This is a genomic window from Microbacterium sp. ANT_H45B, assembly GCF_008369345.1.
Taxonomy (GTDB): domain Bacteria; phylum Actinomycetota; class Actinomycetes; order Actinomycetales; family Microbacteriaceae; genus Microbacterium.
In genome coordinates this window covers 58271-81604 of record NZ_VOBK01000001.1, presented here as the reverse complement: position 1 = coordinate 81604, position 23334 = coordinate 58271, and the positions used below count along the sequence as shown (strand labels likewise).

The following is a 23334-nucleotide window of genomic DNA, read 5'->3' as shown; positions in this document are numbered from 1 at the left end:
GAGTTCTGACTCATGACCGAAAAGAAGCCGTGGCACGGTGTCAACCTCGCGACCACGCTGCCGATCAATCCGGACTTCTCCGTCAACTACGACGCCTACGCCGAGCACATCCGCTTCACCACCGACAACGGCGTGACGGGGATCATCCCCAACGGCTCGCTCGGCGAGTATCAGACCCTCACGGAGGAGGAGCGCAAGCGCGTCTACCTCACCGCCGTCGAGGCGTCGCCAGAGGGCGTGGCCGTGATTCCCGGCGTCGGAGCATATGGAGCGATGGAGAGCGTGCGCTTCACCGAGCACGCGGCCGAGCACGGCGCACCCGCCGTCATGCTGCTGCCCCCGAACGCCTACCGCGCGAGCGATGACGAGGTCGTCGACCACTACCGTCGCGTCGCCGCCGTCGGGCTGCCGATCCTCGCGTACAACAACCCCATCGACACGAAGATCGACCTGCGTCCCGAGCTGCTCGCGCGCCTGTTCGACGAGGGACTCATCGTCTCGGTCAAGGAGTTCTCGGGCGACGTGCGCAACGCCTACGCGATCCGCGAGCTCGCGCCGGGCCTCGACATCTCGATCGGATCCGACGACGTCGTGCTCGAGCTCGGCATCAACGGCGCCGTCGGCTGGGTCGCCGGTTACCCCAACGCGATCCCGGCATCCACCGTCGAGCTCTACAACCTGTCGACCTCGGGCGACCCCGCCAGCTGGGCCAAGGCGCACGAGATGTACCGCGACCTGCACCCGCTGCTGCGCTGGGACTCGAAGACCTGGTTCGTGCAGGCCATCAAGCTGTCGCAGGAGGTCGCCGGAGTCGCACCCGCCGGCATCACGACCCGCCCGCCGCGCCTGCCGCTTCCCGACGAGGTGCGCACGCGTATCATCGCCGACACCGAGGCCGTTCTGGCCAAGGGCTACCGCTGATCCGGAGAGACGACACATGCGAGCACAACGCGTCTTCCACGCCGTCGACTCCCACACCGAGGGGATGCCGACGCGGGTGATCGTCGGCGGCGTCGGAGTGATGCCGGGGTCGACCATGGAGGAGCGCCGGCAGTGGTTCATGGCGAACAGCGATGACCTGCGCCTGCTGCTGATGAACGAGCCCCGCGGCCACAGTGCGATGAGCGGCGCGATCCTGCAGCCGCCGACGCGACCCGACGCCGACGTCGGCGTGCTCTACATCGAGGTGTCGGGCTGCCTGCCCATGTGCGGGCACGGCACGATCGGCGTGGCGACCGTGCTCGTCGAGACGGGCATGGTGCCGGTCGTCGAGCCGGTCACGACGATCCGGCTCGACACCCCGGCAGGTCTCGTGATCGCCGACGTGCACGTGTCCGACGGGCACGCCGACAGCGTCACCCTGCGCAACGTGCCGTCGTTCGTCGTCGCGCTCGACCAGGTCGTCGACGTGCCGGGGCTCGGCGCCGTCGAGTACGACCTCGCCTTCGGCGGCAACTTCTATGCGATCGTCTCGCTCGAGCAGATCGGGCTGCCGTTCGACCGCGCGCACAAGGACGAGCTGCTCGCGGCGGGACTCGCCATCATGGACGCGATCGAGGCGAGGGGCGAACCCGTGCACCCGGTCGACCCCACCATCCGCGGCTGCCACCATGTCTACCTGAAGGCGCCGGGGTCGACCGCGGTGCACTCGCGGCACGCGATGGCCATCCACCCCGGGTGGTTCGACCGTTCGCCCTGCGGCACCGGCACGAGCGCGCGCATGGCTCAGCTGCACGCGCGGGGCGAGCTGCCGCTCGATCAGGACTTCGTCAACGAGTCGTTCATCGGCACGAGCTTCACCGGCCGCCTCGTCGAGACCACCGAGGTCGCCGGCATCCCCGCCGTCATCCCGACGATCACCGGCCGCGCGTGGGTGACGGGCACGGCGCAGTACATGCTCGACCCCAGCGATCCGTTCCCCCGGGGGTTCGTGCTGTGACGTCGGTTCCCGTGATCGGCGTCGACGAGATCGATGCGGCGATCGACCGCCGCGGTGCGGTCGACGCCATCACGTCGGCGCTGCGCGACGGGGTCGACATCGAGGCCGATGCTCCTCGCCTGTTCAGCCCGCTCGACAGCGGCGAGTTCCTGCTGATGCCGACGCAGTCGCCCGAGCACGCGGGCATCAAGGTCGTGACGATCGCTCCGCACAACACCGCGCGGGGTCTGCCCACGATCCAGGCGTGGTACCTCGTCTTCGACGCGGCGACGCTGAGTCCCCTCGCGATCCTCGACGGGGCCCACCTGACGACCCTGCGCACCCCCGCGGTCACGGCGGTCGCGATCCGCGGCATGCTGCAGGCCGACCCGCGCGGCCCGAGGCGCGGCATCGAGTCGCTCGCGGTGCTCGGGTCGGGACCGCAGGCCGAGGCGCATGTGCGCACGCTCGTCGACCTGATGCCGGTCGGTGCGGTGAGCATCGTGGGCCGCACCCCCGACCGCACCGCCGCACTGGTCGAGCGACTCCGCGCCGACGGCATCGCCGCGGCATCCGGTGCTCTCGAAGACGTGCGCGCCGCCGATGTCGTCATCACGGCCACCTCGTCGAACGTGCCGGTTCTCGGCCGCGCCGATGTCGGCGATCACGCCGTCGTGGCGGCCATCGGCTCGCACGGTGCCGAGCGCCGAGAACTGGGCGCCGATCTCATCACCGACGCCGATCTGGTGGTCGAGGCCCGGGCATCCGCACTGCGCGAGAACGGCAACCTGCTGCAGGCGCTCGACCTCGCGCACGGGAAGACGGCTACGCAGCCCCTGACGAATCTGGGAGAGTTGGTCACGGGTGCATTCGTGCGCCGCCAGGCTCGACCGGCCGTCTATACGGGCGTCGGCATGAGCTGGGAGGATCTCGCCGTGGTGGCGCGGATCCTGAGCTCGGCGCACCGCGCTGATGCAACGGCTCGGAGGGGGAACACAGATGTCCGGAACTGACACGCGCAGCCTCGTGCGACTCAGCAAGCAGCCCAGTGTGCGCGACACCGTCACCCGTGCCCTGCGCTCGGCCATCATCAGCGGCGAGATGCAGCCGGGGCGGGTGTACTCCGCGCCGAGCCTCGGCGAGGAGTTCGGCACATCGGCGACGCCCATCCGCGAGGCCATGCTCGACCTGGTGCGCGAGGGGCTCGTCGTCGCGATGCCCAACCGCGGCTTCCGGGTGACCGAGGTGTCGTCCCACGATCTCGCCGAGGTCACCGAGCTGCGACTCTTCCTCGAGCCGCCGGCCGTCGAGAAGGCGACCCCGCTGATCCCCGAGAGCGCGTTCGCCGAACTCCGCAGCAAGGCCGACGACATCGTCGAAGCGGCCGAACGCGGCGACCTCGTCGAGTACCTGAGCGCGGACAGCGACTTCCACCTGGCGATCCTGCAGTACGCGGGCAACGCCCGTCTCACGCAGCTGGTCCAGTCGCTGCGCTCGCAGACCCGTCTGTTCGGTCTCGCCGAGCTGTACGAACGCGGGCACCTCACCGGCTCCGCCAAGGAGCACCACACGATCATGGATGCCATCGAGGCCCGCGACGCGGTGCGTGCGCGCGAGCTCGTGGTCGCGCACATCGAGCACGTGAAGGGCGACTGGTCGGGGCACACGGTGGGCGAGCCCCACCCCTCGGAGGCGAACGGCTAGTGGGCTCATCGACAGCGCGCGCCGACGTCGTCGTCGTCGGGGCGGGAGTCGTCGGTGCCGCGACGGCCTACTTCGCCGCGGCCGCGGGCTTGCGGACGATCGTCGTCGAGCGTGGGTCGATCGCCTCGGGCACGAGCAGCCGGTGCGAGGGCAACATCCTCGTCTCCGACAAGGAGGTCGGTCCCGAGCTCGAGCTGTCGCTGTATTCGCAGCGGGTGTGGCGCGAAGACCTCGCCGAGCATGCCGCCCTGTGGGAGTTCGAATCCAAGGGCGGTCTCGTCGTCGCCGGCAGTGCCGCGAGCATGGCGGGACTGACCGCGCTCGTCGGGCATCAGCGCGAGCTCGGCATCCGTGCCGAGATCATCGACGGCAACCCCGGGCTGCGCGAGGTCGAGCCCTACATCAACCCCGCTCTCGTCGGCGGTGCCTTCTACCCCGACGACGCGCAGGTGCAGCCGCTGCTGGCCACCCACCACCTCCTGCGCCTCGCGATCGCACACGGCGCCGAGCTGCACACCAGGACGGCGGTGCACGGCATCCGCACCGATCACGGCCGTGCCGTGGGAGTCGACACCTCGATCGGTCGCATCTCGGCCGGCGCCGTCGTGAACTGCGCAGGGCCCTGGAGCGGTGAGCTCGCCGCCCTCGCCGGCGTGCACCTGCCGGTGCTGCCTCGACGCGGGTTCGTGCTCGTCACCGAGCCGGTGCCGATCACGGTGCACCACAAGGTCTACGCCGCGGAGTACGTCGGCGATGTCGCGAGTTCGGATGCCGGGCTGCAGGTCTCGCCCGTCGTCGAGGGCACCCCGAGCGGCACGATCCTGCTCGGCGCCAGCCGCGAACGCGTCGGGTTCGACCGGTCGTTCTCGACCGACGCCGTCGCACGCATCGCCGCGAGCGGGCTCGGCCTGTTCCCGGCGCTGCGTGATGTGGGCGTGCAGCGCGCCTACTCCGGATTCCGCCCGTACTGCCCCGACCACCTGCCGGCCATCGGCGAGGATGCGCGACTGCCGGGCCTGTGGCACGCGGCCGGGCACGAGGGCGCCGGAGTCGGCCTCTCGGTCGGCACGGGCAAGCTGCTGTCGCAGGCGCTGCGGTCGGAGGCGACCGATCTCGACCTGACCGCCTTCCGCCCCGATCGACTCGAAGGGCTCGTCGCCGCATGACCCGCACCAGCCTGCAGTTCGACGGCACCCCCGTGCCCTTCATCCCGGGGCAGACGGTCGGTGCCGCCCTCGCGGACGCGGGGATCGTCTCGTGGCGCACGACTCGCAGGGACCGCGCTCCCCGCGGGCTCTTCTGCGGCATCGGGGTGTGCTTCGACTGCCTCGTCACGGTCGACGGCGCACGCAGTCAGCGCGCCTGTCTCGTCGAGGCGTGCGAGGGGCAGGACGTGCGCAGCGCCGATCCCGACGAGCCGCTGCCGCTGACGTTGCCGACCCCGGCGTCGTCGCATCCGGAGGACTCGCATGGCTGAGTGGACCGACTCGACGACCGAGACCGCGCCCGCCGACGTCGCGGTGGTCGGTGCGGGCCCTGCCGGGCTGAGCGCGGCGGTCGTCGCCGCCGAGCACGGGCTGCGGGTCGTGCTGATCGATGCGGGACGCCAGACCGGCGGCCAGTACTGGCGGCATCCCGATGAGCGTCACCGCGACGCCTTCACCGCGCCCGAGAGCACCGGCCATCACCACTGGCGTCACTACACCGACCTGCGCGATCGGCTGTCGGCCGCCGTGGCATCGGGCCGCCTCCGGCATCTCGCCGGGCGGCAGGTGTGGCGCACCGACGGATACGGCGACCGAATCGCCCTGCGCACGAGCGCGGTGAGCGGCACCGACACCCTGCCGCACGCCGAGCGGACCACGTGGGCGCGACGACTCGTGATCGCGACCGGGGCCTACGACCGGCAGCTGCCCGTTCCCGGGTGGACGCTGCCCGGGGTGATGGCCGCCGGAGGCGTGCAGGCGATGCTGAAGGCGAACCAGGTGCGCGCCGGACGTCGTGCGGTGGTCGCGGGCACCGGACCCTTCCTGCTCTCGGTCGCCGCAGGACTCGCCGAGGCCGGAGTCGAGGTCGTCGAGGTGGTCGACGCCAACGCGCTCACGCGCTGGGCGGCGACGCCGCTGCGCGCACTGCAGGAGCCGGGCAAGCTGTGGGAGGGCGTCGGGTACGCCACCACCTTCCTGCGCCATCGCGTGCCCTTCCGCACACGCACCGTGATCAGTGCCGTCCGCGGCAGCGGTCGCGTGAGCGAGGTCGAGCTGTCGCTCGTCGACGGCGAAGGCCGCATCCGCCCCGGTTCGTCGCGCACCGTCGCCGCCGACCTCGTCGCGTTCGGCTGGGGATTCACCCCGCAGCTCGAACTCGCGGTCGGACTCGGGCTGCGCACCCGCATCGACGTCGACGGATCGCTCGTGATCGATGTCGACGACGACCTGCGCGCCTCCGATCCGCTCGTCTTCGCCGCAGGCGAGGTCACCGGCATCAGCGGAGCCGTCGCATCGTGCGCCGAGGGCGAGCTCGTCGGATCCGCCGTCGCACGCGACCTCGGCGCGCCCACCGACGCACGGACGATGGCGCGGCATCGTCGACGCCTGCAGCGCGGCCGGCGCTTCGCGATCGGCATGCACCGAGCCAGCCCCGTTCCCGCCGCCTGGGACCGGTGGCTGACCCCCGAGACCCACATCTGCCGCTGCGAAGAGGTCACCGCCGCCGAGGTGACCGACGCCGTCGACGCGCTGCGCGCCGACGACGCACGCGACGTGCGGGTCACCGCCAGACCCGGCATGGGTCTCTGCCAGGGGAGGGTGTGCGGATTCGCCCTCTCGAAGCTCGTCGCGACCGGCACCGGCGGCGACGTCGATGCCGCAGCCCTCGAATCCTTGACCAATCGACAGGTGGGCGTGCCCGTCTCGCTGGGCGACCTCGCCTCGCTCGTGCCGCACCATCCGAACCAGGAGGAGTCATGACCTTGCACGACACATCCGACGACAGCGTCGACCAGATCATCGATCGCGCAGGCCGCGCGTCCGAACAGTGGAAGCGCGCCACCATCGCCGATCGTGCGCGGGCGCTCGACGCCGTGGCGGATGCTCTCGACCAGCACGCCGACGAGCTGATCCCGCTCGCGCAGCGCGAGACGCACCTCGCCGAGGCGCGCCTGCGGGGTGAGCTGCGTCGCACCAGCTTCCAGCTGCGCATGTTCGCCGAGATGCTGCCCGAAGGGCTCTGGCTCGACGCGCGCATCGACCACGCCGACGCCGAGTGGCCGATGGGGGCCCCGCGCCCCGACCTGCGTCGTCAGCTCGAGCCCGTCGGCACGACGCTCGTGTTCGCGGCGAGCAACTTCCCCTTCGCGTTCTCCGTGGCCGGGGGTGACACCGCGAGTGCGCTCGCCGCAGGCAACGCCGTGGTGCTCAAGGCCCACCCCGGGCACCCCGAGCTCTCCGATGCGACCACCGACGTCGTCGTGGCGGCTCTCGCGGCCGCCGGTGCGCCCGAGGGACTCTTCCAGACGATCCACGGCACCGAGGCCGGTGTGCGTGCGCTGCGCGCCCCCGGGGTCAAGGCCGCCGCCTTCACCGGATCGGTCAGGGGAGGGCGCGCGCTGTTCGACATCGCCGCGTCGCGCCCCGAGCCCATCCCGTTCTACGGCGAGCTCGGCAGCACGAACCCCGCGTTCGTCACGAAGCGCGCGGCCGAGCGGGATGCCGCCGGGATCGCCCGCGACTTCGTCGCCTCGGTCACCGGCAGCGCCGGACAGCTGTGCACCAAGCCGGGGGTGCTCTTCGTGCCCGCGGGGTCGGCGATCGTCGCAGAGCTCGAAGCGCAGCAGCTGCCGACGGCGACGCCGTTGCTGAACGGCGGCATCGAGAGCGGCTTCCGCGACGCGGTGGCCTCGACCCGCGCCGTCGACGGCGTGCGCACGCTCGCCGCGGCGCCGGACGATGCGTCGGACGCCCAGGCGCCGTCGGCCGTGCTGTTCGCCGCGTCGAGCGAGACGCTGCGCGCCGACATGGACACCCTGATGAGCGAGATGTTCGGACCCGCGGCGCTCGTCGTGACCTACGACGACGAGAGCGAGCTGCTCGCGTTCGCCGATCTGCTCGAGGGGCAGCTGACGGCCACGATCATCGGGGAGGATGACGACGAGATCGCGGTCGACCTGCTCCCCAAGCTGTCGGAGCGAGCAGGGCGTGTGCTCTGGAACCAGTGGCCGACCGGCGTCTCGGTGACCTGGGCGCAGCAGCACGGCGGACCGTACCCTGCCACGACAGCGGTCGGCACGACGTCGGTGGGCATGGCCGCGATCACCCGCTTCCTGCGTCCCGTCGCCTACCAGAACGTGCCCGAGGGGCTGCTGCCGGATGCGCTCAAAGAGGACAACCCCCTCGGCATCGTGCGGCGCGTCGACGGCATCCTGATCCTGCCCTGACCCGGGCGGGGTCACTTTCGCATCCGTCCCGGGTGCGGGGTCACTTCCGCATCTGTCCCGGGGCGGGGTCACTTCCGCATCTGTCCCGGGGCGGGGTCACTTTCGCATCCGTCTCGGTGCGGGGTCACTTTCGCATCTGTCCCGGCTGTTTCCGGTGCGTTTTTGACCCCGCACCGTGATCCGGTGCGTTTTTGACCCCGCTCCGCGATCGGGTCCGTCTGGTCTCCCGCGTCCGGGGTCACTTTCGCATCTGTCCCGGGGCGGGGTCACTTTCGCATCGGCCACGGTCGTTTCCGGTGCGTTTTTGACCTCGCACCGTGATCCGGTGCGTTTTCGACCCCGCTCCGCGATCGGGTCCGTCTGGTCTCCCGCGTCCGGGGTCACTTTCGCATCTGTCCCGGGTGCGGGGTCACTTTCGTATCGGCCACGGTCGTTTCCGGTGCGTTTTTGACCCCGCACCGTGATCCGGCGTCGGGTGCCCGGCGTGCGGGGTCACTTTCGCATCTGTCCGGGGTGCGGGGTCACTTTCGCATCTGTCTGGCGTGCGGGGTCACTTTCGCATCTGTCCCGGCCGTTTCCGGTGCGTTTTCGACCCCGCGCCGCGCCGCGCCGCAACGCGCCCACCCGCAGCACCGCACCGGCTGCCCGCTCAGGTCGTCGAGGTCGGCATCCAGACCCGCATCGAGGCGCCGCCGTCGTACTCGGCGAACGGACGCAGCTCGACGGTGGTCGGCTCGGATGCCGGTTCCTCGGCCCCGCGGGTGTACAGCGGCCGCGCGACGGTCGACATCCGGTGCGCGGCGATCCTCACGCGGGGGCCGAGCAGACCCGGCGCCTCGCCCGCGGCCTCGGCCTCGGCGTCGCCATCGCCCTCGGTCGCGGTGGCGGTAGCGGCGGCGGCGGTAGCAGCGTCGGCAGGAGTGACAACGGCAGCGGCCCCTGCCGCGAGTTCCCGTGCGTCGACGACCAGGCCGTCGACGTCGCCGACCGCGCAGTAGACGACCGGCCCGCGGCGCACGGCCACGGTTCCGCGCACGGCGTCGATGCGCGGATGCGGATGGATGACGTCGATCTCGACCGGCAACGCCAGCTCGAGCACGGTGCCGTCGACGAGCGCGTCGTCGACGACGATCCACCCGTCTTCGACGACCGCACCCACCGCATCCCCCACCGCGCCCACCGCACCGACCGCACCGACCGCTGCGCCGTCGCGGCGCAGGGTCAGCGGGCGCCCGGCCGCCCAGTCCGGTACGCGCAGGGCCAGCCGACGGCATCCCTCGGCGGCGTCTCCGTCGACGCTGATGCGCACGTGGCCGTCGGCGGGGTACGCGGTGTCGATCGTCACCGTCGCGCCGTGCGCGTGCAGGGTGGCCGACGCATAGAGCACGATGTCGAGCCCGTCGGGGCGCTCGGCGCCGAGGTGGCTCTCGAGGGCCGCGAACGTGCGCATGAGGTTGGGCGGGCAGCAGGCGCAGCTGAACCACCGACGGCGGGTCGGCGGGGCATCACCGCCGTGCAGATGCTCGTCGCGCACCTGCAGCGGATTGACGTAGGTGAACGAGTCGCCGCGGGTAGAGATGCCCGCCGCGACGACGTTGTAGAGGGCGGTCTCGGCGACATCCATGCAGGAGGCGTCCCCGGTCGCCAGGTACATGCGCCAGGCCCATCCGAAGAGAGCCACCCCCGCGCAGGTCTCGGCGTACGCGCGATCGGGCGGCAACTCGAAAGCGTCGCCGAACGCCTCGTCCTCGTGTCGGGCGCCGGTGCCGCCGGTGATGTACGAGCGGCGCGACACCATGTCATCCCACTGGATGCGCATCACGTCGAGCATCTGCGTCTCGCCGGTCTCGAGGTACAGGTCGGTGATGCCCTGGTTCAGGTAGAGCGCGCGCACCGCGTGCCCGCGCATCCTGGTGGCCTGCAGGGCCGGCTGCTCGTCCTGGTAGTAGGGGGCGCCGAAGATCACCCCGCCGAGGAACCCGGAACCGCGTCGACGGATGAAGGAGGAGGCCAGGTCGAGCGCCGCCGAGGAACCCGTGGTGCGATGCAGCTCGACGAGCGCCGCCTCGATCAGCGGATGCCCGCAGTACTCCACCGCATCGTCGGCGCCCATGCGGGCCACGACGTGGTCGGTGAATCGCTCGGCGACGCGCAGCAGCCGGTCGTCGCCGAGCGCCCGATGCGCCCCGACCGCCGCCTGGATCAGGTGGCCGAGGCAGTAGAGCTCGTGTCCCTGGGCGAAGTCCGTCCACGGCTGCCGGTCCTCGCGCTCCAGATAGGCCGAGTCGAGGTAGCCGTCATCCTGCTGTGCGCGCTCGATGAGTGCGACGGTCCGATCGAAGAACGCACGGATGCCGTCATCGTCGTCGCGACCGAGTTCCCAGGCCGCCGCCTCGAGCGTCTTGTAGATGTCGGAGTCGGCGAAGAGCATTCCGCGGAACTCGGCATCCGATTCGCCGGTGAGCCGCCGCACGTTGTCGAGGGTGCCGTACTCCTCGAGCATCGCGATGCCGTGCGGCAGCGTGACCTGGCGGTTGCGCGCGTGCCAGTCGTGCAGGAGCCCCTGCTCGATGACCGGCGCGACAGGCAACGGGCGGCGCACGCCATGGGTCGTGAGTCCGACCGGGGCGGGAGAGGGGATGCGGATGTCTGGCATGGGCTGACTCTTCTCCGAAGTGCCCTCGTGGCACCTCTCACGATGAGTGCAATTGTACTTGTACTCGTCGCGAGGGGCTAGGGAATCGGCCATCCGCGTCATCGTCTACGAGCGTGGAACCCGCGGGCGATGCGTAAAGGAATCTAGACAGTGCAATAAACGTGTAAAAAAAGAAGCAAAAATTTTACACGTCATCGAGACGTGTGAGTAAGCTTTGCAGATGACCTGGAGTGCCGAGACGCCGTACAACGAACTCCCGCTGTTGCCACCGAAGGCTGAGTTCGAAACGCGGACGGTGTTGAAGGCTGTGATTCGCGCACGCGCGGCGCTTGCCTCAATGGATGAAGCGAGCAGACGGATGCCCAACCCGATGGTTCTGGTGAACTCGATCTCCTTGCTCGAAGCGCAAGCCAGCTCCGAGATCGAGAACATCGTCACGACGACGGACGAGCTGTTCCGCTTCGCTCACGACGCTGCTGACTCGGCCAGCGCAGGCACGAAAGAGACGCTTCGCTACAGGACAGCGCTGTTCGGGGGACTGCAGGCGATCGCAGACCGCCCCATCTCCATCAACACCGCAATCGAGGTGTGCACCAACATCCACCAGCGCGACATGGGGGTGCGTAAGCTGCCAGGAACGTATATCGGTAACCAGTCCACAGGCACGGCGATCTATACGCCTCCGACGAGTGAGAAGGTCATCCTCGACAAGCTGGGCAACTGGGTCGATTTCGTTCACACCGATGCTGACTATGACCCCTTGGTCGTGATGGCGATCTGTCACTACCAGTTCGAGGCGATTCACCCGTTCGCCGACGGCAACGGTCGTACCGGGCGCATCCTCAACGTGCTTCAGCTCGTGGCGGCGGAGCTCCTGCGCGATCCGATCCTCTATCTCTCGCGATACATCATCCAGAACAAGGACGAGTACTACCGCTTGCTCCTGGCTGTCACGACCGATGCCGCATGGGAAGAGTGGATTCTCTTCGTCCTGAAAGGGATTGAGGAGACTGCTCGGCGAACTCTGGCGAAGATCGATGCGATACAGGAGCTGCAGACTGCGATACGACTGGAGATCAAAGAGCACACCACCGCCGGAAGCAACTCGGACCTCATCGACGTTCTCTTCGAGAACCCTTACGCCAGGATCGCTGACGTGGTGTCTCGCTGCGGCGTATCTCGCCCCACGGCAACCGGGTGGCTGAACGCCCTGGTCGATCGGGGAATCCTCGTCGACCTCAAGGTTGGTCGGGAGCGCCTGTTCATCAACAATCAGTTCATGCGCATTCTCTCCAGAGACACTGCGGACTGAGGTGGCGAGGAGTTCACTACAGGGCTACTCGAACCCGCCGCTCAACCGTCCGCGCATCCGCTGACTGCTCTCGTTCATCCCGACGATCTCGACGGTCTTGCCGAGGGCCGCGTACTTCGTCTCGATCGCATCGAGGGCGGCGACGGTCGACGCGTCCCAGATGTGCGATCCAGACAGGTCGACAACGACGGAGTCCGGGTCGGAAGAGTACGAGAACAGCGTCGTCAGGTCGTTGCTCGAGGCGAAGAACAGCTCACCGGTCACCGTGTAGGTCACCGTGTAGCCGGCGACCGTCCGCGCCACCGACGCGAAGTGCGCGACCCTGCGCACGAACAGCACCGAGGCGACCAGCACGCCGCCCACGACGCCGATCGCGAGGTTGTGCGTCAGCAGCACGAGCACGACGGTCGCCACCATCACGAACGTCTCGCTCTTCGGCATCCGCTTCAGGGTCGACGGCGTGACCGAATGCCAGTCGAAGGCTCCGATCGCCACCATGATCATCACGGCGACGAGGGCCGCCATGGGGATCGTGCCGACGAAGTCGCCGAACACGACCACCAGCAGGAACAGGAAGATCCCGGCACAGAACGTCGAGATGCGCGTGCGGGCGCCGGATGCCTTCACGCCGATCATCGTCTGACCGATCACCGCGCATCCGCCCATGCCGCCGAAGAACCCCGACAGCATGTTCGCGACGCCCTGCGCCCACGACTCGCGGGTCTTGTTCGAGTGCGTGTCGGTGATCTCGTCGACGAGCTTGGCGGTGAGCAGCGACTCCATGAGCCCGACCAGCGCGACCCCGAGCGCGAACGGCGCGATGATCGTGAACGTCTCCCAGGTGAACGGGACGTCGGGCAGGAACAATGACGGCAGGCTGCGGGGGAGCTCGCCCTGATCGCCGACGGTCGGCACCGTGAGTCCCATCGTCAGCACCACGCCGGTCACGATGATCACCGACACGAGCGGCGCCGGCACGATCCTGGTGATCCTCGGCATCACGATCATGACCAGGATTCCCAGAGCGACCAGGGGATACACCAGCCACGGCACGTCGATCAGCTGCGGGAACTGCGAGCTGAACACGAAGATCGCGAGCGCGTTCACGAAGCCGACCATGACGCTGCGGGGGATGAACCGCATGAGTTTCGCGACCCCCAGCACCCCGAGGATCACCTGGAAGATGCCCGCGAGGATCACCGTCGCGATGAAGTAGTCCATCCCATACGTCGGCGCGACGGGGGCGATCACGAGAGCGACGGCTCCGGTCGCGGCGGTCACCATCGCCGGGCGTCCGCCGAGGAACGCGATCGACACCGCCATGATGAACGACGAGAACAGGCCGACCTTCGGGTCGACGCCCGCGATCACCGAGAACGCGATCGCCTCGGGGATCAGGGCGAGCCCCACGACGAGACCGGCCAGCACCTCGCGCGTCAGCATCCGCGGGTTCTTCAGGGCGTCGAGGACGGAGGGCTTGGCCCGATAGCGGGCGCGATCGTCGACCGTGAGTGCAGACATGGGATGCTCCAGAAAGTCGGCCGGAGGCAGGCCGAACACTCAAGGGTACGGCGGATGCCGGGGGCTCGCCGCCGCCCGGCATCCGTTCACCTCAGGCCACTCATTCCGTGCGTGCGAATCCCGCGACGACGGCTCCTGCCACCGTGACAGCCGCGGCTCCGAGGAACAGCCAGGCGAATCCGCCGGTCAGGGCCTCCGGTGCCGCGACCCCGGCCGCGGTCAGGGCCTCGGTCCGCAGCGCGGCGATGGTCCCGAGCACGGCGAGTCCGAGAGCGCCGCCGATCTGCTGACTGGTGTTCACGAGTCCGCCGGCGAGCCCGGCCTCTCCGCCGTCGACCCCGTCGACCGACAGCTGTGTGGCGGTGACGAACGCGCCGCCGAGACCCACGCCGATGAGCAGGGTCGGCCCGATCAGCTGCGCGACGAACCCGGCATCCGCCGGTGCGAACGACAGCCACACCAGGCCCGTGGCCAGCACGAGCAGGGATCCGATGAGCGTCGCCTTCAGCCCGAGGCGCTGCACGAGTGCGGGGACGATGCCGGCGACCACGACGAGCGCTCCGGCGAGCGGCAGCTGCGAGAGCCCCGCGGTCAGTGCGTCGTATCCGAGTGCGGCCTGCATGTAGACCGAGAGGGCGAAGAACAGCGCGACCATCCCGGCACCGACGAGCAGCACGACGACGTTGCCGATCGAGAGGTTGCGATTGCGGAACACGCCCAGGGGCACCAGTGGCGACGCGGCGCGTCGCTCGATCGCGACGAACACCGCGCCGAGCACCAGTGCGGCCACGAGCAGCGCGAGGGGGAGCGGATGCAGGACGCCGACCTGCTCGACCGCGCTGAGCGCGCCGACCACGGCGACGAGCGCGCCGGTGATGGTGACCGCACCCCAGAGGTCGAGCCGCGGCGCTGCGGAGTCCGTGTCGCGGGAGATCAGCAGCGGAACGGCGACGAGCACGATCACTCCGACCGGCACGTTCACGAAGAACACCGACTGCCACCCGAACGTCGCGGTGAGCACGCCGCCCAGCAGCACGCCGGCGGCCGAACCGATGCCGGCGACGCCGCCCCACACGCCCAGCGCCTTCGAGCGGTCGCGGGAGTCGGGGAACAGCTGGGTCAGCAGAGCCAGTGCCGACGGTGCGAGCAGTGCCGCCGACACTCCTTGCAGGGCGCGCGCGGCGAGCAGCATCTCGCTCGAGAGCGACAGCCCGGCCAGAGCGGAGGCGGCGACGAACCCCGCCGTGCCGAAGAGGAAGATCCGGCGGTGACCGTAGCGGTCGGCGAGTCGGCCGCCGAGCAGCAGAAGACCGCCGAACGCGAGGACGTACGCCGTGATCACCCAGGCGAGCGCGGCGGTGCCCATGGCGAGCTGCTCGCCGAGCACCGGCAGCGCGATGTTGACGATCGAGGCATCGAGCACCACGAGGAACTGTGCGAGCGCGAGGATGCTGAGGGCGAGCCAGCGTCGACTGCTGCGGACGGTCGGGACGGGGGTGGGGGTGGCGGTTCTCATGGTGGTCTCTCCTGTCGATGGGGGATCTTTTTGATGAGAGTGAGCGATCACTCACTCCTGTGGGCGCGAAAAAGGCCCGGGTTCGGCGGTGCGTCTCACTCGGGGTGGCGGATGCCCTGGGTGATGATCTTCGCCCAGGGTGCGCTGCTCTCGTCGACCCGTGCGGTCACGATCAGGTGGCAGAGCTGCCCGTAGGCGATGAAACGCTGCACGGCGTCGTCGCTGCCCGCCGACCGCTGTCGCACGAACTCCGTCACCTTGGCGAGTCCGGCGCGGAGTGCTTCGCCGATCTCGGGGGTCTCGGCGGCGGATTGCGCGTGCACCTGGAGCATGAGCAGCGACCGATCGCGGATGAGGTCGGCGTACGCCTCGCCCATCGCGTCGAGCACGTCGTCGGGGCGCGGGGATCCGGCGGCATCGGCGCCCGCCTCCAAGGCGTCGATGATCCGCTCGAAGCAGGTCTCGAGCGCCGCGACGAACAGCTGCTCCTTGCGGGGATAGAGCTTGAACACGTACGCCGGCGAGATCTTCGCCTCGCGCGCCACGTCTGCCACGGTCGTGCGGAAGTAGCCGCCACGGGCGAACTCGACCAGTGCCGCCGCCGCCACCAGCGGGCGTCGGACGTCGGCGGTCGAGAGGATCGGGCTGCGGGGGGTCATGAGAGCGACTGTACCCGCGTGAGAGTGATTGGTCAATCACTCCTTGCGAGAAGAACGCGAGTGCGACGCCTTCTCCACTCAGATCCCCTTCTCTGATCTCCTCCACAGGTCGTGCGGTGGGGGCCTTCCGGTGTCGGGGCAGGTTCGTAGCCTCGCTCGCATGACGATTCAGATTCCTGTCCGAATGCCCACCTTCATGCGCGTCGAGCTCACGGTCGACGGTCATCCCGAGCTCGATCGGGCGATCGACCTGCCGAGCGGATCGCCGCACGACTGGATCGTCGAGGCATACCGGCTGAGTCTCGGGCTCGAACCCCACGAGAGTTCCGAGCACGACGGCATCGACCGCTGTCACCACGACGAGGCCTACGCGTATCCGCGGCCCTCGAGGCCCGGAATCGACGAGATTCCGGGGCTCCCCCATGACCCGGTGGTGGGCATCCGCGCCATCGAGACTCCTCCGGTCGGCACGCCGTGGCTGTCGGTCACTTCCCTGTCCTCCCCGTCCGAGGTCTCGGGCGCCGTGGGTTCACCGGCCGATGCACCGGCGACCGGATGGCTGACCGGAGAGGCGCCGTTTCGTGAAGACGACGTGAACCGCGAACTTCTGCGTCGGCACGGTGTGGTGCAGCCGTTCTTCGACGACAGCGATCTGTGGTTCGTCGATCCTCAGCTCCCGTCGCCCTCGCCGATCGCGACACTCGCATCGGCGGTGACGCCCGCGCGGCGACTGGCTCTGCTCGCGCATGTCGACGGAGCCGACCTGCGGCGGCCGGCGGACCCGGACCACAGCGACGCGGAGTCGGCGCTCGCGCCTCTCGCCCGACTTCTCGATCTGCTCGGCACGGTCGGCATGGCGCAGGACGCGACGACCGGGTGGCTGCCGGAGGCCGAGAGCGACCGACTCGTGCGCTCGCTCGGGTGGGGCGGAACGCCCGACGAGGTGCGATCACGAGGCGACGCGCTGGTCTCGTTCGCCAGGCGCGCGAAGCTCATCCGTCGCTTCAAGGGGCGGGTGGTCGCGACCGCTCTCGCCCGCGCGCTGCGTGTCGCCTCTCCGCGCACGCTTCGGATACTCGCCTCGATGATCGTGGCCGGCGAGGGCGGGTCGCTCGATCTCCGGTCGACGCGGTCGCGGGCCGAGGAAGCGCTCGTGCTGCTCGCGATCGCGGATAGGACGGCGACGCACGTCGACGACCTTCCGGGTCTCGTCGTCGAGGGGTCCCGAGCCTTCGACGAGTCGGACGTGCGAGTGGACCTCGATGGTCGAGCCTCGTCGTGGGCGGGACTTCGGGGAGTGAGCGACGACGACGACGGGGCGGCGCGCACCGTCGAGCGCATCGCCCTTCTCTCCGCGACCGATGCGTATGGAACGATCACGTCTGCGATGCGGGAGGTGGCACGTCACGCGCTCATCCCGAGACTTCCGGAGGAGCGATGTGCACCGTAGATCTGTGTGGAAGAGTTCACGATGAGCCTCGATACGCGGTCGCTTCTATGCACTTTGCTCTCAGATTTTGCCGCGACCCCATATCGGGCGGATACTCATCCCATTCGCGCCGATCGTCTCGGCCGAGGAATCGACATGCACAGCACCCCTGCTCTCCCCTCTGAAACGACCATCGCCATCGTCGGCGCCGGGCGGCTCGGTGGTGTCCTCGCTCGGGCCCTCCACGCGGCGGGGGTGGAGATCGTCGGGCCACTGCGTCGAGGAGAGCCCATCCCGCCGGTCGATCTCGCGATCCTGTGCGTGCCGGATGCCGCCATCCCCGCCGCGGCGGAGTCCGCCCGGGGGAGTGCGGCGCGCGTCGCCCACGTGTCGGGCGCCACCGGGCTCGGCGACGTCGATCTCAGCATCCATCCGCTGCAGACCTTCACCGGCACGGAATCGCCCACGGTGTTCTGTGGAGTGGGGGCCGCGATCGACGGCCGCACCGCCGACGATCGGGCGCGTGCCGCGTGGCTTGCGACGACCCTCGGCCTGGTCCCCTTCCGCGTCGACGATGCGCACCGAGCGAGCTATCACGCGGCCGCGTCGTTCGCCTCGAACTTCGTGCTCACCGTGCTCGACGCGGCGGAGGAGCTCGCGGCGACCGCCGGGGTCGACCGTGCCCACCTCGCGCCGCTCGTGCGGCAGACCGTCGACAACTGGACGGTCTCCGGGGCCGCCGCCGCGCTGACCGGTCCGATCGCGCGCGGCGACGAAGAGACGGTGGCGCGGCAGCGCGCGGCATCCGCTCACCTCGCCCCGCTCTTCGATGCGCTCGCGGCATCGACGCGCGCGATCGCTCGCACCGAGCCCGGATCGGTGGTGGCCGTGCCCCGATCCGCGGTGGCCGCGCCCGGATCCGCGGTGGCAGCGCCCGGATCTGCGGCAGAGAACGAGGCGCACGCATGAGAACCCTCCGCACGGTCGCCGAGGTGCGCGCCGCGGTCCGCGAAGCCTCGGCAGCGGGCGAGACTGTCGGCCTCGTCCCGACGATGGGCGCCTTCCATGAGGGCCACCTCTCGCTGATGCGCGCAGCACGAGAGGAGAACGGCCTCGTGGTCGTGTCGCTGTTCGTCAACCCCACCCAGTTCGCGGCGAACGAGGACCTCAGCACCTACCCGCGCGACGAGACCCACGACGCCGCCCTCGCCGAGGCGGAGGGCGTCGACATCCTCTTCGCGCCCACTCCGAGCGAGATCTATCCCGACGGCTTCGCGACGAACATCCATGTCGCGGGCATCACCGAGGTCCTCGACGGTGCGAGCCGCGGACCCCACCACTTCGACGGCGTCGCCACGGTCGTCGCCAAGCTGTTCGGCATCGTGCGGCCCGATGTCGCTTACTTCGGGCAGAAGGATGCGCAGCAGGTGCTCGTCGTGCGCCGGCTCGTGCGCGACCTCGATCTCCACGTGCGCATCGAGGCGCGGCCGATCGTGCGTGAGCCCGACGGACTCGCGATGAGTTCGCGCAACGTGTACCTCGATGCAGATGCCCGCGCCCGGGCATCCGCCCTCAACCGGGCGCTCGCCGCCGCCGACGCCGCGCATCGGGCGGGGGAGCGCGACGGCATCCTCCCCGCTGCGACAGCCGTGCTCGCTGAGGCGGGCATCGATGTCGAGTACCTGGAACTCCGGGATGCAGAGACACTGCAGCCGGTCGCCCGAGCTGACCGCGATGCGCTGCTGCTCGTCGCCGCCCGCGTCGGCGCCGCCCGTCTCATCGACAACCACCTGCTGAAAGGCACCGCACCATGAGCGCGCACCCCGCCCCGCGCACCCGTCTGACCCTGAACGATCTGCGGACGAAGAGAGATGCCGGTGATCCGCTCGTGATGGTCACGGCCTACGACTTCCCCAGCGCGCAGATCGTCGAGGAGGCGGGGGTCGACCTGGTGCTCGTCGGCGACTCTGCGGCGATGACCGTGCTCGGCTACGACAGCACCGTGCCCGTCACGGTCGACGAGATGCTGATGCTCACGAAGGCCGTGCGTCGCGGGCTCGAGGCGCCGCTGCTCGTCGGCGATCTGCCCTTCGGGTCGTACGAGGCATCCGACGAGCTCGCGCTCGCGACCGCGCAGCGCTTCCTCAAGGAAGCCGGGGTCGACCTGATCAAGATCGAACGCGGAGGCACGACGGTCGACCGGGCGCGGGCGCTCGTGAACGCCGGCATCCCCGTCGTGGGGCATGTCGGGCTCACCCCGCAGACCGCGACGTCGCTCGGTGGGTACCGCGCGCAGGGGCGCACCGCCGACGCCGCGCTCGCCGTCATCGACGATGCGCTCGCCCTGCAGGACGCCGGGGTCTCGCTGCTCGTGATCGAAGCGGTCCCGTCGGCGGTCACCGCGGCGCTCGCGCCCCTTCTGCACGTTCCCCTGATCGGTATCGGAGCGGGGCCCGACGCCGACGGCCAGGTGCTCGTCTTCCACGACCTGCTCGGCATCCACGCCGGCGGGGCCGCCAAGTTCGTCAAGCGCTACGCCGACGTCCGCGGTGTCTCGGTCGCGGGAGTTCGGGCGTACGCCGACGAGGTGCGGTCGGGGGCGTATCCGGCATCCGCGCACGAGTACGCCATGCCGGCAGCCGAGGCTGCGCGGCTGCAGGAGATGCTCGCCCTGCGGTGAGGTGGCCCGTGGTGAGGTGGCCTGTGCCGGAGCCGCGCGGGGACTACTCCCGACGGCGCAGCCGCAGCACCAGGGCGATGACCGCGAGTGCGATCACGACGACCCCGTAGCCGACGCACACGACGCCGAGTCCGAACAGTCCGACCAGCATCCCGGCGATGACCGCGGGCACGCCGAAGGCGAGGTAGGCCAGCACGTAGATCACGGCGAACGTGTCGGCGCGGTCGGTCGCGGGGATGCGGGGAGCCAGCGAGGCGACGACCCCCGAGAACGCGGTGCCGAAGCCCATGCCGGTGATCGCGGTGGCGGCGAGGTAGAACGGCAGGGACGCGACGCTCAACGCCACGAGCGACAGAGCGGTGCCGGTCGCCAGAGCCGCCGTGCCGAAGACGACCGAGGTGCGCGGAGTGCGCGTGCGCAGCACGAACGCGGTGATCGCGCCGACTCCGGCGAGCATCGCGACGGCGAGCCCCTGCCACACGTGCGCCTCCCCGCCGAGCTCGGTGCGCACGATGTTCGCGCCGAGCGAGAGGAAGAGTCCGCCCGTCGCCCACCCCGCGATGACCGCGGGGGCTCCGCGCCAGAAGTCGGCGCGGATGCCGGCAGGCACCGACAGTCGGAAGCTCAGCGATCCCCATGCTCCGGGCCGCAGCGGTGCGGTCTCGGGGGCGAGGACGAACAGCGCCGCGAGCACGAGGTACACCACGGTCAACGGGGCGAACACGTCGAGCAGCGGCTGCCCGGTCACGTCGAGGGCGACGCCGGCGAGAAGCGCGCCGAGCGCGATTCCGATGCCGGGGCTGAGGGCATTCCAGAGGGCGGCGACCCGAGAGCGTCCGCCCGGGGCGAGGTCCAGGGCAGCGGCCGAGAGAGCGGAGATGAGCACGCCGCTGGCGGCGCCCTGGAGGATGCGGGCCAGCACGAGTGTGGCGACCGTATCGGCATGCCAGAACAGGATCATGCTGACGGCGAGCAGCAGCAGACCGCCGATCGCGACGGGGCGGCGCCCGACGTGGTCCGACAGCGACCCCGCCGACAGCAGTGCGAGCAGCAGAGCGATCGCGTACACGGCGAAGACGGCGCTGATGACGATCGCGTCGAACCCGATCTCGGACGCGAGCACCGGATAGAACGGCGACGGTGCGCTCGCCCCCATCATCATCGCGACCTGGGTCACGATCGCCAGGACGAAGCCGAAGCGGGGGCGTCGGATCTCCGCGCTCGTCGTCGTGGTGATCGGTGACGTGGTGATCGGTGACGTGGTGATCGGTGACGTGGTGGTCATGGGTGCTCCGCGCGGTGGGATCGGGTCTGGTGCTCGACATCATTGAGTTCGAGAATCATCGAACTATCGGAGCGTACTCGCCATCGCTCGATTGTTCAACTATTCTCGAACCATGCCAGGCGACCTCCCGCATCCGGACCGCTCCGAGATCCAGCTCACCGACGTACTCTTCGCCCTCAGCGACCCCGAGCGCCTGGCCATCACCCGGCAGCTCGCCGACGGACCGCTCGACATGGCCGCCTGTCACGCCACCGATCCGAATCTCCCCAAGTCGACCAAGTCGCATTTCATGAAGGTCCTGCGCGAGGCTGGCATCATTCGCAACGAGCCGCATGGTCGGCGGCGGATGCTGACGCTGCGGCGCGACGACCTGGATGCGCTGTTCCCCGGACTGTTGGAATCGGTGCTGCGGGGGTAGCTCGGCCGGGGATGGTCCGGTCCGGGGGTGGCGCATGGGTGTGGGGGTGTGTGGCTGTGAGCTGTGAGCTGTGAGCTGTGAGCTGTGAGCTGTGGGCTGTGGGCTGTGGGCTGTGGGCTGTGGGCTGTGGGCTGTGGGCTGCGGCTGTGAGCTGTGAGCTGTGTGGCCCTGCGTGGGCAGGTGTGGCCGCGTAGCGGCGTTGCTCTGAGTTGACTCGGAGTGGCATCGTCGGCGTGCGGCGTGCGGCGTGCGGCGTGCGGCGTGCGGCGTGCGGCGTGCGGCGTGTGGCGTGTGGCGTGTGGCGTGTGCGTGCTGCTTGGCGGCATGTCGGCGTGCGTGGGCGCAACCCGCATGCCGGCACCTCGGAATTCACTAGAACATAACTTCGAAACTAGGCATCTGGCGCGGTAAAATCGAGGCATGTCGAAGTTGTCCGCTCTCCACGAGGCGATGTCCCGCCTCGATGGATTGTGGGCTGACGCAGACGATGCCGCGGGCCTGCCCCGCGACCGTCTGATCGCGGTGCATTCCGCGACGGGTGAGCTGAGGCGGCTTCTCGACGCCGTCCATGCGGACGTCGCTGCAGTCATCTCTCAGGAGTCGCGCAGCGAGCTGGGCGCCGGCGGCCTCGCGAAGCAGCAGGGTTTCCGTTCCGCGGAGACGATGATCGCGGCGACGACGGGAGTGTCCCGGGTCGAAGCGACGCGCCTCGTCGCCGTCGGCGAGGCGACCGCCCCACGCACCGACATGCGGGGCTCTCGGCTGCCTGCTCGATACCCCGCCCTCGGCGAGGCGCTCGCGGCCGGTCGGCTCGGAGTGCAGGCGGCCGGGCTGATCGTCGCGCTTCTGGAGCGCTGCCGGATCGCGGCAGGAATTGACCGCATCGCCGAAGCCGAGCGGATACTGACCGATAAGGCTGCAGGACTCTCCCTCGACGATGTCCGCCGGCTCGTCACTCGCGCCGAGGCATGGCTGGACCCCGACGGACTGGAGCCGAAGGGCGAGGAGATGCGACGTCGTCGGTCACTGACCATGTTCGAGCGAGACGGGATGCTGCATCTCGATGCGCGGATCGACGTCGAGACCGCCGCGCCAATCGTCGCCGCGATCCGCGGGTACGTCACCGCGGCTTTCGCAGCGCGCAGGGATGCTCCCGACGCGGATGCACCCGATGCCGACCGCCGCACGGTGCCGATGCTCCAGGTCGACGCACTCGCACTGTTCTGTGCGCACGTTCTCGGATGTGAGGGGGAGAGTATGCCTCTCGCCGGGGCCACGGTGGTCGTGCGCATCGCCCTCGACGATCTGCAGGCCGGCACGGGCTGCGCCACCATCGACGGTTTCGACCAGAAGATCGGCGTCGGCGCGGCGAGGAGGATGGCTGCGAGCGGTGGCGTGATCCCCTGTGTGCTCGGCGGTGGCAGCGAGATCCTGGACTGGGGACGAGAGAAGCGGCTCTTCACTCGGGCGCAACGCCTCGCACTGGTCGAGAGAGATGGAGGGTGCGCGATGTGCGGGCTTCCTCCGCAGATGACAAAAGCGCATCACCTCCGATGGTGGAGCAGGGATCACGGTCCGACCGATCTGTCGAACGGAGTATTGCTCTGCGAGACGTGCCACCATCGGATTCACGACAACGGGTGGGAGATCCGAATCGACGGAAAAGGGGTCGCGGGCACGGTGTGGTTCATTCCGCCCGGATACGTCGACCCGGAGTGCAGACCTCGGCTCGGGGGCCGCGCGCGATTCGATGTGGCGGCATGAGCGACGCGCGGGCGCGCGGATGCCGTGTGGTGTCGGC

General features: G+C 69.7%; 20 protein-coding genes. 15 read left to right on the top strand and 5 right to left on the bottom strand.

Features of this window, described 5'->3' with window-relative positions; genetic code table 11:
- The first annotated feature begins 12 nt into the window (after positions 1-12).
- Genes FQ142_RS00350 through FQ142_RS00315 form a run of 8 tightly spaced genes read left to right on the top strand, consistent with a single transcriptional unit; the run spans position 13 to position 8057 of the window.
- A complete protein-coding gene (locus tag FQ142_RS00350; protein WP_056413947.1) occupies positions 13-921 on the top strand; it encodes a dihydrodipicolinate synthase family protein in 909 nt (302 codons plus the stop codon).
- A 16-nt stretch (positions 922-937) separates the two neighbouring features.
- Positions 938-1939, top strand: a complete 1002-nt coding sequence (locus FQ142_RS00345; protein ID WP_149421771.1) for a proline racemase family protein — start codon at positions 938-940, stop codon at positions 1937-1939.
- A complete protein-coding gene (locus FQ142_RS00340; protein WP_149421770.1) occupies positions 1936-2931 on the top strand; it encodes an ornithine cyclodeaminase family protein in 996 nt (331 codons plus the stop codon). The genes FQ142_RS00345 and FQ142_RS00340 overlap by 4 nt, the downstream gene beginning before the upstream one ends.
- The gene (locus FQ142_RS00335; protein ID WP_149421769.1) at positions 2918-3622 is read left to right on the top strand and encodes a GntR family transcriptional regulator; all 705 of its coding nucleotides are present in this window, start codon (positions 2918-2920) and stop codon (positions 3620-3622) included. The genes FQ142_RS00340 and FQ142_RS00335 overlap by 14 nt, the downstream gene beginning before the upstream one ends.
- On the top strand, positions 3622-4788 hold the full coding sequence (locus tag FQ142_RS00330; RefSeq protein ID WP_149421768.1) for an NAD(P)/FAD-dependent oxidoreductase: 1167 nt from the start codon (positions 3622-3624) through the stop codon (positions 4786-4788). Before FQ142_RS00335 ends, FQ142_RS00330 begins: the two co-directional genes overlap by 1 nt.
- The gene (locus tag FQ142_RS00325; RefSeq protein ID WP_149421767.1) at positions 4785-5099 is read left to right on the top strand and encodes a (2Fe-2S)-binding protein; all 315 of its coding nucleotides are present in this window, start codon (positions 4785-4787) and stop codon (positions 5097-5099) included. Before FQ142_RS00330 ends, FQ142_RS00325 begins: the two co-directional genes overlap by 4 nt.
- The gene (locus FQ142_RS00320) at positions 5092-6591 is read left to right on the top strand and encodes an NAD(P)/FAD-dependent oxidoreductase (RefSeq protein ID WP_149421766.1); all 1500 of its coding nucleotides are present in this window, start codon (positions 5092-5094) and stop codon (positions 6589-6591) included. The genes FQ142_RS00325 and FQ142_RS00320 overlap by 8 nt, the downstream gene beginning before the upstream one ends.
- Positions 6588-8057 carry an aldehyde dehydrogenase (NADP(+)) gene (locus FQ142_RS00315; protein WP_149421765.1) on the top strand — a complete coding sequence of 490 codons (1470 nt, stop codon included), beginning with the start codon at positions 6588-6590 and terminating at the stop codon, positions 8055-8057. The genes FQ142_RS00320 and FQ142_RS00315 overlap by 4 nt, the downstream gene beginning before the upstream one ends.
- A 649-nt stretch (positions 8058-8706) precedes the next feature.
- Here FQ142_RS00315 and FQ142_RS00310 read toward each other — a convergent pair.
- Positions 8707-10713: a glycoside hydrolase family 127 protein gene (locus tag FQ142_RS00310; RefSeq protein WP_188042251.1), complete on the bottom strand. Its 2007-nt coding sequence runs from the start codon at positions 10711-10713 to the stop codon at positions 8707-8709.
- 220 nt (positions 10714-10933) lie between these two features.
- Between FQ142_RS00310 and FQ142_RS00305 the strand changes: the two genes are divergently transcribed.
- Complete coding sequence (locus tag FQ142_RS00305) at positions 10934-12025, top strand: Fic family protein (protein ID WP_149421763.1); 1092 nt, start codon at positions 10934-10936, stop codon at positions 12023-12025.
- Between the two features lie 24 nt (positions 12026-12049).
- On the opposite strand, the gene FQ142_RS00300 is transcribed toward FQ142_RS00305, so the two are convergent.
- From FQ142_RS00300 to FQ142_RS00290, 3 genes are all read right to left on the bottom strand, one after another.
- Positions 12050-13546, bottom strand: coding sequence for a SulP family inorganic anion transporter (locus FQ142_RS00300; RefSeq protein WP_149421762.1), 1497 nt, complete (start codon positions 13544-13546; stop codon positions 12050-12052).
- A gap of 100 nt (positions 13547-13646) precedes the next feature.
- Positions 13647-15062, bottom strand: coding sequence for an MFS transporter (locus FQ142_RS00295; protein ID WP_149421761.1), 1416 nt, complete (start codon positions 15060-15062; stop codon positions 13647-13649).
- Positions 15063-15157: 95 nt separating this feature from the next.
- Complete coding sequence (locus FQ142_RS00290) at positions 15158-15721, bottom strand: TetR/AcrR family transcriptional regulator (RefSeq protein ID WP_149421760.1); 564 nt, start codon at positions 15719-15721, stop codon at positions 15158-15160.
- Between the two features lie 160 nt (positions 15722-15881).
- Between FQ142_RS00290 and FQ142_RS00285 the strand changes: the two genes are divergently transcribed.
- The 4 genes from FQ142_RS00285 to panB all read left to right on the top strand — a co-directional run bounded on the left by FQ142_RS00285 (position 15882) and on the right by panB (position 19830).
- Complete coding sequence (locus tag FQ142_RS00285; RefSeq protein ID WP_149421759.1) at positions 15882-17171, top strand: hypothetical protein; 1290 nt, start codon at positions 15882-15884, stop codon at positions 17169-17171.
- A 135-nt stretch (positions 17172-17306) separates the two neighbouring features.
- Positions 17307-18119, top strand: a complete 813-nt coding sequence (locus FQ142_RS00280; RefSeq protein ID WP_149421758.1) for a Rossmann-like and DUF2520 domain-containing protein — start codon at positions 17307-17309, stop codon at positions 18117-18119.
- A complete protein-coding gene (gene panC / locus FQ142_RS00275) occupies positions 18116-18964 on the top strand; it encodes a pantoate--beta-alanine ligase (protein ID WP_149421757.1) in 849 nt (282 codons plus the stop codon). The genes FQ142_RS00280 and panC overlap by 4 nt, the downstream gene beginning before the upstream one ends.
- Positions 18961-19830 carry a 3-methyl-2-oxobutanoate hydroxymethyltransferase gene (panB, locus tag FQ142_RS00270; protein ID WP_149421756.1) on the top strand — a complete coding sequence of 290 codons (870 nt, stop codon included), beginning with the start codon at positions 18961-18963 and terminating at the stop codon, positions 19828-19830. Before panC ends, panB begins: the two co-directional genes overlap by 4 nt.
- Positions 19831-19873: 43 nt before the next feature.
- On the opposite strand, the gene FQ142_RS00265 is transcribed toward panB, so the two are convergent.
- The gene (locus FQ142_RS00265; RefSeq protein ID WP_149421755.1) at positions 19874-21115 is read right to left on the bottom strand and encodes an MFS transporter; all 1242 of its coding nucleotides are present in this window, start codon (positions 21113-21115) and stop codon (positions 19874-19876) included.
- A 112-nt stretch (positions 21116-21227) separates the two neighbouring features.
- On the opposite strand from FQ142_RS00265, the gene FQ142_RS00260 reads away from it, so the two are divergent.
- Positions 21228-21533 carry an ArsR/SmtB family transcription factor gene (locus tag FQ142_RS00260; protein WP_056413906.1) on the top strand — a complete coding sequence of 102 codons (306 nt, stop codon included), beginning with the start codon at positions 21228-21230 and terminating at the stop codon, positions 21531-21533.
- A gap of 420 nt (positions 21534-21953) precedes the next feature.
- Complete coding sequence (locus FQ142_RS00255; protein ID WP_262492000.1) at positions 21954-23297, top strand: HNH endonuclease signature motif containing protein; 1344 nt, start codon at positions 21954-21956, stop codon at positions 23295-23297.
- The last annotated feature ends 37 nt before the right edge of the window (positions 23298-23334 follow it).